General features: G+C 72.2%; 15 protein-coding genes. 13 read left to right on the top strand and 2 right to left on the bottom strand.

Annotated elements, in window-relative coordinates:
- Positions 1 to 33 precede the first annotated feature (33 nt).
- Complete coding sequence (locus OG371_RS40620) at positions 34 to 621, bottom strand: TetR/AcrR family transcriptional regulator (protein ID WP_315658040.1); 588 nt, start codon at positions 619 to 621, stop codon at positions 34 to 36.
- A 197-nt stretch (positions 622 to 818) separates the two neighbouring features.
- On the opposite strand from OG371_RS40620, the gene OG371_RS40615 reads away from it, so the two are divergent.
- The 6 genes from OG371_RS40615 (at position 819) to pip (ending at position 5,117) form a co-directional block, all read left to right on the top strand.
- The gene (locus OG371_RS40615) at positions 819 to 1,214 is read left to right on the top strand and encodes a hypothetical protein (RefSeq protein WP_329061929.1); all 396 of its coding nucleotides are present in this window, start codon (positions 819 to 821) and stop codon (positions 1,212 to 1,214) included.
- Positions 1,211 to 1,828 carry a DUF3558 family protein gene (locus OG371_RS40610; RefSeq protein WP_329061927.1) on the top strand — a complete coding sequence of 206 codons (618 nt, stop codon included), beginning with the start codon at positions 1,211 to 1,213 and terminating at the stop codon, positions 1,826 to 1,828. The genes OG371_RS40615 and OG371_RS40610 overlap by 4 nt, the downstream gene beginning before the upstream one ends.
- Positions 1,829 to 3,076 carry a hypothetical protein gene (locus OG371_RS40605; RefSeq protein ID WP_329061925.1) on the top strand — a complete coding sequence of 416 codons (1,248 nt, stop codon included), beginning with the start codon at positions 1,829 to 1,831 and terminating at the stop codon, positions 3,074 to 3,076.
- Between the two features lie 3 nt (positions 3,077 to 3,079).
- Positions 3,080 to 3,832: an ESX secretion-associated protein EspG gene (locus OG371_RS40600; RefSeq protein WP_329061923.1), complete on the top strand. Its 753-nt coding sequence runs from the start codon at positions 3,080 to 3,082 to the stop codon at positions 3,830 to 3,832.
- Between the two features lie 40 nt (positions 3,833 to 3,872).
- Positions 3,873 to 4,073, top strand: a complete 201-nt coding sequence (locus tag OG371_RS40595; protein ID WP_329061922.1) for a hypothetical protein — start codon at positions 3,873 to 3,875, stop codon at positions 4,071 to 4,073.
- Between the two features lie 84 nt (positions 4,074 to 4,157).
- A complete protein-coding gene (gene pip / locus OG371_RS40590; protein ID WP_329061920.1) occupies positions 4,158 to 5,117 on the top strand; it encodes a prolyl aminopeptidase in 960 nt (319 codons plus the stop codon).
- Positions 5,118 to 5,187: 70 nt separating this feature from the next.
- Here pip and OG371_RS40585 read toward each other — a convergent pair whose 3' ends face one another.
- Complete coding sequence (locus OG371_RS40585) at positions 5,188 to 6,387, bottom strand: Glu/Leu/Phe/Val dehydrogenase dimerization domain-containing protein (RefSeq protein WP_329061918.1); 1,200 nt, start codon at positions 6,385 to 6,387, stop codon at positions 5,188 to 5,190.
- A gap of 121 nt (positions 6,388 to 6,508) precedes the next feature.
- On the opposite strand from OG371_RS40585, the gene OG371_RS40580 reads away from it, so the two are divergent.
- The 7 genes from OG371_RS40580 (at position 6,509) to OG371_RS40550 (ending at position 14,486) form a co-directional block, all read left to right on the top strand.
- A complete protein-coding gene (locus OG371_RS40580) occupies positions 6,509 to 7,435 on the top strand; it encodes a LysR family transcriptional regulator (RefSeq protein ID WP_329061916.1) in 927 nt (308 codons plus the stop codon).
- Positions 7,436 to 7,625: 190 nt separating this feature from the next.
- Positions 7,626 to 8,882, top strand: a complete 1,257-nt coding sequence (locus OG371_RS40575; RefSeq protein ID WP_329061914.1) for a glutamate-cysteine ligase family protein — start codon at positions 7,626 to 7,628, stop codon at positions 8,880 to 8,882.
- 2 nt (positions 8,883 to 8,884) lie between these two features.
- Positions 8,885 to 10,234, top strand: coding sequence for an ergothioneine biosynthesis protein EgtB (egtB, locus tag OG371_RS40570; protein ID WP_329061912.1), 1,350 nt, complete (start codon positions 8,885 to 8,887; stop codon positions 10,232 to 10,234).
- A 5-nt stretch (positions 10,235 to 10,239) separates the two neighbouring features.
- On the top strand, positions 10,240 to 11,001 hold the full coding sequence (egtC, locus tag OG371_RS40565; protein WP_329061910.1) for an ergothioneine biosynthesis protein EgtC: 762 nt from the start codon (positions 10,240 to 10,242) through the stop codon (positions 10,999 to 11,001).
- Positions 11,001 to 11,972 (top strand): L-histidine N(alpha)-methyltransferase, encoded by a 972-nt coding sequence (egtD, locus tag OG371_RS40560; RefSeq protein ID WP_329061908.1) that lies wholly within the window; start codon positions 11,001 to 11,003, stop codon positions 11,970 to 11,972. The genes egtC and egtD overlap by 1 nt, the downstream gene beginning before the upstream one ends.
- Positions 11,965 to 12,435, top strand: a complete 471-nt coding sequence (locus OG371_RS40555; protein WP_329061906.1) for a nitroreductase family deazaflavin-dependent oxidoreductase — start codon at positions 11,965 to 11,967, stop codon at positions 12,433 to 12,435. The genes egtD and OG371_RS40555 overlap by 8 nt, the downstream gene beginning before the upstream one ends.
- A 398-nt stretch (positions 12,436 to 12,833) precedes the next feature.
- Positions 12,834 to 14,486 (top strand): alpha/beta hydrolase, encoded by a 1,653-nt coding sequence (locus OG371_RS40550; protein WP_329073399.1) that lies wholly within the window; start codon positions 12,834 to 12,836, stop codon positions 14,484 to 14,486.
- Positions 14,487 to 14,556 lie beyond the last annotated feature (70 nt).

Here is a 14,556-nt window from a genome sequence, read left to right as displayed (position 1 = left end):
ACACGAACGCGCGGGCGGCGCAGCGCGGGGAACCTATCGGGTGGCGCCGGGCCGGTGCCGCCGGACGGTCTCCTCGACCAGGTCGAGGACCGGGCCGAGGTCGTCGCCGGGCAGGCCCATGGCCAGGTGCGAGACCAGGCCCTCCAGTACCAGCTCGAGGAACGCGGTGAGCACGTCCACGTCGACGTCGTCACGCAGGTTGCCGGCGTCGCGCTGGCGCTTGAGCCGCTCGCGGGTCGCGACGGTCAGCTGTTCGGAGCGCTCGGCCCAGCGCGCGCGGAACTCGGGGTCGGTGCGCAGCCGGCGCGAAACCTCCAGCCGGGTGCCGAGCCAGTCCGCGGGGTGCTCGCTGTCGCCGGCCAGCAGCTCGCGCATCACCTGCACCAGGCCCTGTTCCGCGACGACGTCGGCCATCCGCACGGCGTCGTCCTCCGCGAGGGCGAGGAAGAGCGACTCCTTGTCGCGGAAGTGGTGGAAGATGGCGCCGCGGGACAGGCCCGTCGCTTCTTCGAGGCGGCGTACTGTGGCACCCTCGTACCCGTAGCGGGCGAAGCAGACGCGCGAGCCGTCAAGGATCTGGCGCCGGCGTGCGTCGAGGTGATCCTGGCTGACCCGTGGCATCCTGAAATCCTGACATCCGCGACAGGGTTCTCGCAATCCGTACGTACGTACTGTGACGTGGAGTCGCCGGAACCGATCGGCGCTTTTCGCCGTCCCATGCCCGCTGCGCAGTGCGCGTGTACTGCTGACAGGGGCGAAACCCGTGACTACTCTGTGCACCATCACGGTGAGTGAGACTGGGGAAAGGAACGGCCTTGATGATCGGCGAAGCGGGCTGGGCGGCACGGGCGGTCTTCGGCGACGTCCGGCCCGGCGGCCCGGTGTATGGCGGGTCGACCGGGGGCGGCGGCCGGTTCGAGATGGACGCCGCCGAACTGGCGTCGGTGATCGGGCTGTGGCAGGACCAGCTGGAGAAGATCACCGCCGACGGGGTCACGATCAAGGCCATCTCGGACGCGCTGAAGCCGCCGGGCCAGGACCCGGCGAGCGGCGGCTACACCACCACCGGCCTCGATTCGCTGGCCGCGCTCCAGCAGCAGAACGACTCGATGAAGGTGTACGTGCAGGGGTACATCAAGAAGCTCCAGGCGGCCAGGGACAAGACGGTCGCGGCCGACCAGGCCGGCGGCGAGTCGTTCGGCCGGGCCCAGTGACTGTGGTGCCGCGGTATTGCGGTGCGGCCGCCGTGGTCCTGGCCACCCTCTGCGTGTCCGCCTGCTCCGGCACGACGGGCGGTACGGCGGCACCCGCGCCCGCACCGTCCTCGTCCGCCGACCCGAATGTGCCCAAGGTCGCCGCGCCGCTGGATGTCTCCGCCTACACGGCAAAACCCTGCGACACGGTTCCGTCCGCGGTGATGTCCTCTTTGGACTACACCGCGCCCGGCCAGCCGCACACCGGGTCCGCCGGGGACACCGCGGCCGGGCCGTACTGCGCCTGGATCGCCGGCGCGGAGGGACTGAGTGTCCAAGTGGGACTGCTCACCGGCAACCGCGACCGGGGCATCGGCGGGCTCGCCGGGCTGTACGCGGGCAAGGCCTCGGGCCAGGTCGGGTTCCTGGAGCCGGCGCCGGACGTGGCGGGCTACCCCGCCGTCTACACGGACCTGCGGGACCGGCGCGCGAGCGGCGACTGCAGCCTGGACGTGGGCGTCGCCGACGATCTCGTGTTCTCCGTGTCCGCGCAGGGGTACCAGGGGCAACAGGATTCCTGCCAGGCCGCGGGGAAGGTCGCGGCCGCGGTGGTCAGCACGCTCAAGGGGGCTTAGGTGGACGGCAAGCAGATCTACGAAAACTTCAGAAACGGCAACACCGCGGGCCTGCGCAGCGCGGCCACCCAGGTGCAGCAGCTCTCGGCCGCCTACCTGGAACGCGCGCAGGGGATCCGCGACCTGCAGGACCGGATGGCGAAATCCTGGACCGGCGCTGCCGCGGACGCCGCGAAGGCGGGCGCGGGGCCGCTGGAGCTGGCGTTCCACGACACCGCCGACCCACTCGACATGACCACCGCGTCGGTGGACATGCAGGCCAGCAGCTTCGAGGACTCCAGCCACTCGGTGGTCGAGGTGCCGCCCAAGCCGGACAAGCCGAACCCCTGGACCACCGGGCTCAAGGCGGCCATCCCGATCGCCGGGCCGTTCATGGCGGCCGGCGACGAGAAGTCCTATCAGGACAGTCTCAACCGGTACAACACCGCGAACGAGACCAACGTGCGGGTGATGGACCAGTACAACGGCGTCACCACCAGCACGAAGTCCGTGCTGCCGACCGTTTACGGCACGCTCGAGCCCGACGGCGCGGCGATTTCGCTGAAGACGCCGGTGGCGCCCGGGCACGTGGCTCCGCCCGGCGCGGGAACTCCTGCGCAGTTCGGCGGCGGCAGTGGTCAGGGCGGGACTTCGTCGGGCGGCAGTGTGGTGCCCAGCGGGGGATCGGGCGGCCACACCGGGACCAGCAGCGTGACCAGCGGCGGTCACCACGACACGACCGGCGGCGGCACCACAGGCACGACGGGTGGCGGCACCACAGGAAGCACAGGCACCGCGGGCGGCGGCACGACCGGCGACATCACGACGTCGCAGGGCACCAAGACCGGTCCGTCCGTGTTCCCGCCGGGGACGCCTCCGTCGCCCAGTGTGGACAGTGGCCGGACGACCGGTCCCGGCGGCTCGGCCGTGTTCGTGCCCGGCGGCCCCAGTGGCCAGAACCCTTCCGGCGTAACGGATCCCGAGGGCGGTCCCGGCGGCCGCGGCGGGGTGGCCGGCACCACCGAGCGTGGCGCGGGCTCGCGTTCGGGCTACGGAAGCATGGGCAGTGCCGCGGCGCAGGAGGCCGCGGCGGCTCGGGCGGCGCAGGGTCGCGCCGGGGCGGCGGGCGGCCCAATGGGCGCGGGCGGTCGCCGCGGCGAACGCGACGAAGACGAGGAGCACCAGCGCCCGGACTACCTCGTGGAAGCGGACCCGGACGCGATTTTCGGCACCGACCAGCGGACCAGCCCGCCGGTCATCGGAGAGTAGGCGGTGACCGCGGTGGCGGGACGGGTCGACGTTCCGATCGAGGCGCTGGCGGCGCTCGCCGAGCGTGAGCAGGTCGGGCGGCTGCACGTGACCCTGCGCCCGGAGCCGGTCTGGTTCTCCGACACCGAGCACGACGAGGCGGCCAAGCGGGTCGACGACGCGCTGGCGGTGGCCGGGCTCGTCGACGGCCGCGGCCGCGCCACCGTCGACTTCCTGGACTGGCTGCCGTTGCTGGTGAAACCGTCGCTGGAGTACTACGGCTGGGTGGGCGTCGGCGACACCACGTACGGCGTCCTGGCTGCGGCGAGTGGCCTGCAGGCGGTGCTCGCGGTGTCCGACGGCGAGCAGGTCGGCGTCCAGGAGATCGACCGGCAACGGCTGGTGGAGACCCTCGTCGAGCAGCTGCCCGCCGTGGTCGCCGGCGGCGGGAACCCGCGCACGGTAAGGGTTTCCGACCTCGACGACGCCGCCCGCCGCGGGGAGGACGCGTACCCGCTGGACCCGGCGCTGGCCGACGTCGTCAGCCTCGTGCAGCGGCCGGTCCACGGCAGCGGCGAGCTGTACGCCGGCCGTCGCGACGAGCTCGGCCGGTACGTCTGCCTGGAGGAGCCCCTGCACTACGCCGACACGGACTGGGGCCGCTACCTGAGCTACACCGTCGGCGAGGGCGCGGACGCGGTGATCCACCTCGGCCCCGCCGGCCCGGCCGAGCTGTGCCGCGCGCTGCGGGAGCTGGCCGCCGGACTGGCCGGCTGAGCAGCCTGCGCCCGCCGCGGAAACGGATAGAGTGCTCGTCGTGGAAGCCGCCGAGAGTGCCCAGCCCGCCGCCCTGCTCAACCTGTCGATCTTCGAAGTCAACAAGGTCGCCGTGCAGCTCGCCGAGGCGCAGCGCAGTGGCGATTTCAGTGGCGTCGCCGAGGCTGCGGGGGAGCTGCGTGAAGCCGCCGACGGCCTGGACCGGCTGGCCGATCTGGTGACCCGCCAAGAGGGCAGCTGAGCGGCACGGAAAACCAGTAGCCCCGCCGGGTTATAACAGCGCTAATATAACGGCGCTGTCATAACTCGACGGAAGGACTCGCCCGTGCCCGGCCTCTATCCCGAGATCGAACCGTACGACCACGGAAAACTCGACGTCGGCGACGGCCACTCCGTCTACTGGGAGCTCTGCGGCAACCCGGCGGGCAAGCCCGCGCTGGTCGTCCACGGCGGACCCGGCTCCGGCTGCTCGACGGGCCTGCGCCGCTACTTCGACCCCGACCGGTACCGCGTGGTCCTGTTCGACCAGCGCGGCTGCGGGCGCAGCACACCCCACGCCGGCGAGCCCGTCACGGACCTCTCGGCCAATACTGCCGGGCACCTGCTGGCCGACATGGAACTGTTGCGCACCACGCTCGGCATCGAACGGTGGCAGCTGTTCGGCGGCTCGTGGGGCTCGGTTCTGTCGCTGACGTACGCGGTGCGGTATCCCGAGCGTGTCACCGAACTGGTCCTGATGGGCCTGGCCACCGACCGGCACCTGGAGATCGCCCTGCTCGCCGGCGGGCTCGGCGGGATGTTCCCGGCCGAGTTCGCGCGGTTCCGCGAACTGCTCCCGGAAGCCGAGCGGGACGGCGACCTGGCGGCGGCCTACCACCGCCTGCTGATGGACCCCGACCCCGCCGTCCACGACCGCGCCGCGCGCGCCTGGTGCGACTGGGAGGAGGCGATGCAGCCCGGGGTGCTGCCGTCGCCCCGGTTCGACGACCCGGTGTACCGGCTCGCTTTCGCGCGACTGGTCACGCACTACTTCTCGAACGGCTGCTTCCTGGAGGACGGCGCGGTCCTGCGCGACGCCGCGAAGCTCGCCGGAATTCCCGCCGTGCTGGCCCAGGGGCAGCTCGATCTCAGCAGCCTCACTGGCACGCCGTGGCTGCTGGAGCGGGCGTACCCGGACGCCGAACTGGTGCTGGTCGGCGGCACCGGGCACACCACGTCCACCGAGGCGATGCAGAACGTGCTGGTCGGGGCGACCGACCGGTTCGCGGCCGGTCCGGGCTGCTGAAAACGCAGCGGATGACGCTTCCGCTTCGCTGAGCGAGGGGAAAGCGTCATCCGCTGCGTCGGAGAGCCGGTCAGGGGATGAGCAGCGCCGGCGCGCCCTCTTCCGCCATCGCTTCCTCGGCCCGCGCCGCCCGCGTCGTCTCGGCCAGCCGCAGCCCGGTGACGCGCGGCGGAACCCGGTCCAGGTGCCACTCGGCCAGCAGCAGCGCGACCTTCGACTGCATTTCGGTGCGCAGCCGCAGGAACGAGTCGGCCGGGTCGGCGCCCACCTCGCCGAGCAGCAGCCACCAGGCCCACGCCGCCGCGCCCGCGTTCGCGACGAAGTCCGGGATCACCGCGACCCCGCGCGCGGAAAGCGAGGCCTCGGCCTCCGGCGTCGTGGCCGCGTTCGCCGCTTCGACGACGACCTTGGCCTTCACCAGGTTTTCGTTGTCCACGCGCAGCGCGTACGAGATCGCGGCCGGCACCAGGATGTCGCATTCGGTGGAGACCACGGCGTCGCGCGGCAGCAGACGCACATTCTCGGGGAGCTCCGAGCGGTCGACTTCGCCGAAGCGGTCGCGCAGTTCGAGCAGCGCCGGGATGTCGAGGCCTTCGGGGTCGTACAGCGTGCCGGCGGCGTCCGCGACGGCGACCACCTTCACACCCGCCTCGTGCAGGTACCAGGCGGCGCCGCCGCCCATGGTGCCGATGCCCTGGATCGCGACGGTGGTCTCCGGCGCCGTCCAGCCCCAGGCGCTGGCCGCGCCGAGGCAGGCCTGCGCGACGCCGTAGCCGCCGATCACGTCGCCGAGCAGCAGCCCGCCGGGCACCGGCGCGTTGAGGCCGGCCTGGACACGGCGCAGGGTGCGGGCCGGGTCCGCCGAACGGCCGATCGCGGCGTGGTACGACTGCTCCAGCCCGAGCTTCTCGAAGACGGAGTCGATCAGGTGCTGCGGCACGCCGAGGTCTTCGGCGGTCACCCAGCGCGAATCCAGCCACGGGCGCAGGAACTCGCAGAACCGGGTGAGCACGCCGAATGCGCGCGGGTCCTTGGGGTCGAAGTCGACGCCGCCCTTGGCGCCGCCGACGGGGAGGTTGAACGTGGCCGTCTTGTTCGCCATGCCACGGGCCAGGTCCTCGACCTCGCCCATGGTGCAGCCCGCCCGCATCCGCGTGCCGCCGGTGGCGATGCCGGAAACCAGGGTGTGCACCACGAGGTAACCGTGCGCGCCGGTCACGGGATCGGTCCACGTGAGCCTCATCAGCGGTTCAGCGTTCTGCGAGATCATCAGGCCACTCACCTCCAAGAGTCCGGGGCGGCCCGTCGCGGCCGCCACTCCACGAGCGTGCGCGCGCAAGTGCCTTCGCGTCCATTTAACGAAGCTGCACGAAGTTGTTTAGGGTTGCTGCATGGAGCTTTCGTTGCACCGCTTGCGGATGCTCCGCGAGCTGCACCGCCGGGGCACGGTGACGGCGGCCGCGGTGTCCCTGCACTACACCGCTTCGGCGGTGTCGCAGCAGCTTGCGCAGCTGGAACGGGATGTCGGCGCGAAGCTGTTCGAACGGCTCGGCCGCCGGGTCCAGCTCACCGAGCTGGGGGTGCTGCTCACCGAGCACGCCGAGGAGATCCTGGGGTCGGTCGAGCGCGCGACGCTCGCGTTGGAAGAGGCGCAGGGCGCGCTGTCCGTCCGGCTGACGGCCGGGGTGTGGGCGTCGGTGGCCTCCGGGCTGCTGCCCACGGCGCTGACCGCACTCGCCACCGACTACCCGGGCATCCAGGTCCGCACCCGCGAGCTGGCCCCCGAGGACACCGCCGAGGCGGTCCGCGACGGCACGCTGGACCTGTCGTTCGTGATCGACTACTCCGACGCCCCGATGCAGTGGGACGCCGGCCTCGAGCGCGCGGTGGTGGCCGTGGAACGGCTGCACGCGGCGGTTCCCGCGGGCGCGGTGCCGGCCGGGACGGCGTCGCTGGACGAGCTGGCCGAGCACCCGTGGATCCTGGCCAGCCCGAAGTCGCACTTCGGCCGCGCGATGCGGATGGCGTGCCACCGGCACGGGTTCTCGCCCAAGATCAACCACGAGGTGGAGGAGCAGTCGACGGCGATGGCGATGGTCGGCGCCGGGCTGGGCGTCACGCTCGTCTCGGACCTCGGCCTGCGCCTGCTGCGCCCGCCCGGGATAGACGTCGTGACGCTGACGACGCCACTGCTGCGGACGGTCTCGATCGCCTACCGCCGGACCGAGATCCGGCGGCCGTCCCTGCACCTCGTGATCGGTGCGGTGCAGGCCGCCGCGGCGGAGCTGGGACTGGGCACCGAACCCGCGCTGCCCTGATCATCCGGTTGGCGCAGCGGTGCCGGCGATCGGGATGAACTGCCTGCTCACAGCACCTTACGAGCTGCTTATGGATCTCGCTCGCGACGTTGTGCCGCTGTTTTTGTCGGACCCCCCGTGTAGCGTCCGAAGACAGGTGGTCCCACCCCGCGGACCCCTTCACCTAGGACGATTCAGTGGACGGCGATCGATGACTACGGTGCACGATTTTCCGGAGAAATCCGGGAGTGCGTCGAACCTGACCGCGCGGGTCCTTTCCGACCGCGCGGCGGGGGAGGCGTACGTCGCCTCGGTGTGTTTCAAACACGGCCCACCGAGACTGCTCGGCGTGGAGCTGGAGTTCACGGTGCACCACACCGGCGACCCGGCCCGCCCCCTTGACCCCGACCTCCTGGCCACGGCGCTCGGCCCGCACACCCCGCGGACATTGCGCCCCGACAGTCCCGCGGCCCCGCTCCCGGCCGGTTCGCCCCTGAGCCTCGAGCCCGGCTGCCAGGTGGAGATCTCCGCCCTTCCCCAGGCCTCGCTGCGCGAGCTGCACGCAGTCGTCTCGGCCGACCTCGACTACCTCGTCACCCTCCTCGCCCGGCACGGCCTCGTGCTCGGCGAGTCGGCGATCGACGCCCACCGGGCGCCGCGGAGGGCGCTGCGCACCCCGCGGTACGCGGCGATGGAGCGGCGGTTCGCGCCGCTGGGCGAGGGCGGCATCACCATGATGTGCAGCACCGCGGGCCTGCAGATCTGCGTCGACGCCGGTGAGGCCGACCAGTACGCGGCCCGCTGGGCGGCGGCCCACGAGATGGGCCCGCCGCTGCTCGCCCTGTTCGCCAATTCCGCCGTGCACGCCGGCCGGCAAACCGGCCTCGCGTCCGCGCGCTGGCTCGCCGTGCTCGAAACCGAGCCGGTGCGCACCGTCTCGGCCGAGCTGGGGCCAGACCCGGCGGCGGAGTGGGCGCGGCGGATGATGGACACCCCGCTGATGGTGCTGCCCCGCGGCGAACGGCCGTGGGACGCGCCCGAGGGCCTCACCTTCGCGGACTGGATCGGCGGCCGCGGCGCGGCCGGCATGCTCCGCCGTCCGACGACCGAGGACCTCGACTACCACCTCACCACGATGTTCACGCCGGTGCGGCCGCACGGGTACCTGGAGATCCGGTACCTCGACGCCCAGCCGCCCGGCGAGTGGCTGCCCCCCGTCGCGCTCGTCACGGCCCTGCTCGCCCGTCCGTCCACAGTGGACCGGGTCCGGCAGCTGTGCGCGCCGGTGGCGGGGCGCTGGGCCGACGCGGCCCGGCTGGGGCTGGCCGACGCCGGCCTCGCCGCCGTCGCGCGGGAGCTGGCCGAGCTCGGGATCGCCGAGCTCGGCACCACCGGCCTGCCCGCCGAGACCATCACGGAGATCACCGGGAGCGTGCGCGCACGCGTGAACGGATCCAGGAGTCAGTAACCATGAGTGTCACCCCGGAGCACAACCCGCTGCTCGAACTGAGCCCGCAGAACCTGCGGGCGCACGCGGCCGAAGCCCTCACCCGGGCCCGGGCCCGCAGCATCGCCCTCACCGACGCGGTCGACGACGAAGACCTGGTGCGGCAGCACTCGAAGCTGATGTCGCCGCTGGTCTGGGACCTCGCGCACATCGGCAGCCAAGAGGAATTATGGCTGGTCCGCGACGTCGGCGGCCGCGAGCCGCTGCGCCCGGACATCGACGACCTGTACGACGCGTTCCAGCACGCGCGCGCCGACCGGCCGTCCCTTCCGCTGCTCGGCCCGGCCGAGGCCCGCGCGTATGTGCGGGAGGTCCGCGAGAAGGCGTTCGACGTGCTGGAGAAGGCGCCGCTGGAAGGCAGCCGGCTCACCGAAAGCGCGTTCGCCTTCGGCATGATCACCCAGCACGAGCAACAGCACGACGAGACCATGCTGGCCACCCACCAGCTGCGCCAGGGCGAGCCGGTGCTGCAGGCGCCGGAGCCGCCGCGCCCGCCCGCGGCCCGGCTGCCCGCCGAGGTGCTGATCCCCGGCGGCCGCTTCACCATGGGCACCACGGCCGAGCCGTGGGCGCTGGACAACGAGCGCCCGGCGCACGAGGTCGACGTGCCGGCGTTTGTCCTCGACACCGCGGCGGTCACCTGTGGCGCGTACGTCGACTTCCTCGAGTCCGGCGGCTATCGGGACCCGCGGTTCTGGAGCGAAGAAGGCTGGGCGTACCTGAACGACCACGCCATCACCGCGCCGCGGTTCTGGCGCCGCGAACCCAGTGGCTGGTGGCGGACCCGGTTCGGGGTGCACGAGCCGGTGCCGTCCGGCGAGCCGGTGGTGCACGTGTCGTTCCACGAGGCCGAGGCGTACGCGCGGTGGGCGGGCAAGCGGCTGCCCACCGAGCCCGAATGGGAGAAGGCGGCCCGGCACGACCCGGTGTCCGGCCGGTCCCGCCGGTTCCCGTGGGGCGACGAGGAGCCGACAGCCGAGCACGCCAACCTCGGCCAGCGCCACCTGCGCCCGGCCGCGGCGGGCGCGTACCCGGCCGGCGCGTCGCCGCTGGGGGTGCACCAGCTGATCGGCGACGTCTGGGAGTGGACGAGCACGAGCTTCTACGGCTACCCGGGCTTCTCGGCATTCCCGTACCGGGAGTACTCGGAGGTGTTCTTCGGGCCGGAGTACAAGGTGCTGCGCGGCGGCTCGTTCGGCACCGACTCCGCGGCGATCCGGGGCACGTTCCGCAACTGGGACTACCCGATCCGGCGGCAGATCTTCGCCGGCTTCCGCTGCGCCCGCGACCCCCGTCCCGGCGAGGTGGTCTAGGCGGCATGTGCCGGCACCTCGCGTACCTCGGCGCGCCCACGTCGCCCGCCGAGCTGATGTTCGCCGCCCCGCACGCGCTGCTCGTGCAGTCCTACGCCCCGCGTGACATGCGGGGCGGTGGGTCGGTCAACGCCGACGGCTTCGGCCTCGGCTGGTACCCGGAACCGGGTGCGCCGCCGCTGCGTTATCGGCGTCAAGGTCCATTGTGGACGGATCAGGCGCTGCCCGCGCTGGCCGCCGCGACGCGGACCACGGCGTTTGTCGCCGCGGCCCGCAACGGCACCACCGGGATGCCGGTCACCGAGGCGGCCGCCGCGCCGTTCGTCTCGGGCCGCTGGCTGTTCAGCCACAACGGCGTCGTCCGCGGCTGGCCCGGCTCGATGGCCGGGCTCGCCGCGGGGCTCGACGTCACCGAGCTGCTCACCCTGGAGGCGCCGACGGACTCGGCCCTGCTGTGGGCGTTGCTGCGCGAGCGGCTGCGCGCGGGGCAGGACCCGCTGGCCGCGGTGACCGCGCTCGTCGGCGAGGTCGAAGCGGCTGCGCCGGGCTCACGGTTGAACTTCCTGCTCACCGACGGCGAGACGCTCGTCGCGACCACGTGGACCCACGCGCTGTCGATGCTCCGCACCCTCGGCGGGGTCGTGCTGGCGTCCGAGCCGTGTGACCCGGACCCGGGCTGGACGGCGGTCCCGGACCGGCACGCCGTGCGGGTCACCGCGGCCGGCGCCGAACTCTTCCCCCTGACTTTCGATCGGAGTACCCCCTGATGACCGAGGCCGACCTGGAAAGCCATCGCAGCGACGTGACGGGCGAGCTGCGCGAAGACGTCCGCGCCGGGCTCACCGCGGCGCAGAAGTGGTTGCCGCCCAAGTGGTTCTACGACGCGGACGGCAGCGAGCTGTTCGAGCGGATCACCGCGCTGCCGGAGTACTACCCGACCCGCAGCGAGCGCGAGGTGCTGGCCGCGCGGGCCGGCGACGTCGCGCAGCTCACCGGCGCGCACACGCTCGTGGAGCTGGGGTCCGGGTCGAGTGAGAAGACCCGGCTGCTGCTCGACGCGCTGACCGGGCACGGCACGCTCGAATCGTTCGTGCCGCTCGATGTTTCGGAGTCCGCGCTGGCCGAGGCCACCGAGGCGATCGCCGCCGCCTACCCGAAGCTGGAGGTCCGCGGTGTCGTCGGCGATTTCACCCAGCACCTGGGCCTGCTGCCTGGCGGCCGGCCGCGGGTGGTCGCCTTCCTCGGCGGCACGATCGGCAACTTCCTGCCCGAGGACCGCGCGACGTTCCTGCGCTCGGTGCGCGAGGTGCTCGACGAGGGCGAGTGGCTGCTGCTCGGCACCGACCTGGTGAAGGACCGCGAAACGCTGGAGCGCGCGTACGACGACGCGGCCGGGGTCACGGCGGCGTTCAACCGCAACGTGCTGCGCGTGATCAACAGCCGGCTGGGCGCGAACTTCGACGTCGACGCGTTCGAGCACGTTTCCTACTGGGACAGCGAAAACGAGTGGATCGAGATGCGGCTGCGCGCGCGGCGGGCGCTGACCGTGGACATCCCGGGCGCGGACCTTCAGGTGCGGTTCGCCGAGGGCGAGCACATCCGCACCGAGATCTCGGCGAAGTTCCGGCCCGGCGGCGTCGAGGCGGAGCTGAAGGCCGCCGGGTTCGGCCTGGAACGGTGGTGGACCGACTCCCAGCAGCGGTTCGGGGTGAGTTTGGCAAGATCTGTCCGTGGCTAACCCTCTCGCGACCCTCGCCCGCAAGCTCGGCACCCAGCCCTGGGTGATGGAGGCCTCCCGCGGCATCATCTGGGCGGACAAGAAGCTCCACCGGTGGTTCGGCGGGAAGGTGAGCCTGGTCGGGATCGCCGGGCTGCCCTCACTGCGGCTGACCACGGTCGGGCGCAAGAGCGGGCTGCCCCGCTCGACGAACCTGCTGTACTTCCCGCACGGCGCGGACTTCGTGCTCACCGGCTCGAACTGGGGCCGGCCCCGGAACCCGGCCTGGACGTTCAACCTGCGCGCGCTCTCGGAGGCGGAGGTGGCCATCCGGGGACGGGTCGTGCCGGTGAAGGTCCGGGAGCTGGAGGGCGAGGAGTACGAGCGGATGTGGGCGGAGCTGCTGGAATTCTGGCCCGGCTACGAGATGGAGCGGGTGGCAGCGGGGCGGCCGCTGCCGGTGTTCGTGCTTTCGCCGCAGTAGTTCCCGCGACGGCTCCCCGCCACGGCAACTGCGCCCCAATGTGGCGTTCGGTGCGCTCAACGCACCGAACGCCACATTGGGTGCGTGGAATGAGGGCTGGGCGCGGAGCGCCTCCGTTGAGGGTGGTGGTGGGGCAGGGCTGGAGCAACCAAGGCTGGGGCGGAACAACGAGGCCCGGCCGGGTGCGAGAGAGCGGGCTTGGCCGGCCTCCTGAGGAGCGCCCGGCCGTGGTGGCCGGAGGTTGTCTTGGGCAAGGCCTTTTTGTGTCGTGATCTCCTCCTTTCGGCCGGTGCCCCGGTTTGACCGGTTGTGCGAGTCTCGCCCGTGCTGACGGACCGTGCCCGCGTGGGTGCGGACGTGAAACGGGAGGGTGTGAGGGCGTGCGGGGATCCAGAAGAGTGCGGGCGGCCGCGCTGGTGGTCGCGCTCGGCGCGGGGGTGGCGCTCGCGGGCGCGGGCTCCGCGGCAGCGGCCGGGGCGGACACGGCAACGGCCGGAGTTCAAGCGGCGCAGGTCGGGGCAGTGGCCGGGGTTTCCTGGGGCGCTTGCCCCAAGGGGACGTTGGCCGGGGTGCCCGCCGACGAGCTGAAGCTGTACAGCTGTGCCCGCTACCGGGTGCCGATCGACCATGACGACGCGGCGCTGGGGACCATCGACATCGCCCTGCTCAAGCGCGCGGCGAAGGTGCCCGCGCAGCGGATCGGGTCGTTGTTCCTCAATCCCGGCGGGCCGGGCGGGTCCGGGCTGCGGATGCCGCTGGCCGGGGCCGCCTACTTCCCGGGCTCGGTGCTGGACCGGTTCGACCTGATCGGGTTCGACCCGCGCGGGGTCGGCGACAGCAATCCGCTGCGCTGCTTCACCACCGCGGAAGACGCCAACGAGGTGCTCGGCTCGACCACGCTGGTTCCGCTGTCGCGCAGCGAGATCTCCACGACGCTCGCGGCGTACAAGGACTACGGCCAGTTCTGCAAGAACAACGCGGGCGCACTGCTGAACCACATGTCCACCAAGGACGTGGTGCGCGACCTGGACCAGCTCCGCGCCGCCGTCGGCGACCAGAAGCTGACCTACGTCGGCTTCTCCTACGGCACACTGATCGGCTCGACGTACGCCGCGATGTTCCCTAAGCAGACCCGCGCGATCGTTATCGACGGCAACGTCGACCCCCAGCTGCGGACCACCGACGGCGTCACCTACGACCTCCAGCGCGCGCAGGGCTTCGAGATCTCGCTCGACGCCTTCCTCAAGCGCTGCGACCAGGCCGGCGAAAAGTGCGCGTTCAGCTCCGGCGACCCGCGCGCCAAGTTCGACGAGCTGCGGAACTACCTCCGCGACCAGCACACCATCCAGCTGCCCGGCGTCCCGGCCGTGGACATCAACAGCTTCACCGGCACGGTCTCGGGCACGCTGTACTCGCCGGCCGGGTTCGCCAACCTGGCCGCCGACCTGCAGACGCTGTACGACGCCATCCACCCGCCGGCCGGACAGCAGCAGGGCCTGGCGTCGCACGGGCTGAAGACGTTCGGCACGGCCAAGAACGGCCTCGTCGACAGCGCCGGCACGGCCGATCTCGCCCCGGACAGCCCGTACACCGGTGACGACTCCTACTTCGGCGTGAACTGCGCGGACAAGCCGATGCGGATCAGCCAGTCCCAGGTGCCCGGGATCGCCGGGAAGGCGGACCGGCAGTCGCCGACTTTCGGGCGCTACCAGGTGTTCTCCGACATCGCCGCGTGCCCGGTCTGGCCGTCGGCGAAGAAGTCGGACCGGTACTCGGGCCCGTGGCACGCGAACACCGACGTCCCCGTGCTCGTGATCAGCAACTTCTACGACCCGGCCACGCAGTACGCGTTCGGCAAGCGCATGGCCGCCGAGCTGGGCAACTCCCGGCTGCTCTCGGTCGACTCCTTCGGCCACTGCATCCTGGGCAACTCCCGCACCGTGGAGCAGGCCGCGGGCGACTACCTGACCGACCTCAAGGTGCCTGCCGAAGGCCAGGTCTTCCAGCCCGATACGCAGCCGTTCGAGACCCCGGCGACCGCCCAGGGCTGAGCGCGGCACGAACCGGGCCGTCCGCGACCGAGCGGGCGGCCCGGTTTCGCGTCTCTGCGCCGAGCTAGTT

The sequence above is a fragment of the Amycolatopsis sp. NBC_01480 genome, assembly GCF_036227205.1.
Taxonomy (GTDB): Bacteria; Actinomycetota; Actinomycetes; order Mycobacteriales; family Pseudonocardiaceae; genus Amycolatopsis.
Note: the sequence above shows the minus strand (reverse complement) of the source record. Positions and strands in the feature narration are given on the sequence as shown.

Excerpts from the sequence above, each read along its gene's own strand:
- OG371_RS40620 (WP_315658040.1), bottom strand. The coding sequence starts at position 621 with ATGCCACGGGTCAGCCAGGATCACCTCGACGCACGCCGGCGCCAGATC.
- OG371_RS40615 (WP_329061929.1), top strand. The coding sequence starts at position 819 with ATGATCGGCGAAGCGGGCTGGGCGGCACGGGCGGTCTTCGGCGACGTC.
- OG371_RS40585 (WP_329061918.1), bottom strand. The coding sequence starts at position 6,387 with ATGATCTCGCAGAACGCTGAACCGCTGATGAGGCTCACGTGGACCGAT.
- OG371_RS40580 (WP_329061916.1), top strand. The coding sequence starts at position 6,509 with ATGGAGCTTTCGTTGCACCGCTTGCGGATGCTCCGCGAGCTGCACCGC.
- OG371_RS40575 (WP_329061914.1), top strand. The coding sequence starts at position 7,626 with ATGACTACGGTGCACGATTTTCCGGAGAAATCCGGGAGTGCGTCGAAC.
- egtB (WP_329061912.1), top strand. The coding sequence starts at position 8,885 with ATGAGTGTCACCCCGGAGCACAACCCGCTGCTCGAACTGAGCCCGCAG.
- egtC (WP_329061910.1), top strand. The coding sequence starts at position 10,240 with ATGTGCCGGCACCTCGCGTACCTCGGCGCGCCCACGTCGCCCGCCGAG.
- egtD (WP_329061908.1), top strand. The coding sequence starts at position 11,001 with ATGACCGAGGCCGACCTGGAAAGCCATCGCAGCGACGTGACGGGCGAG.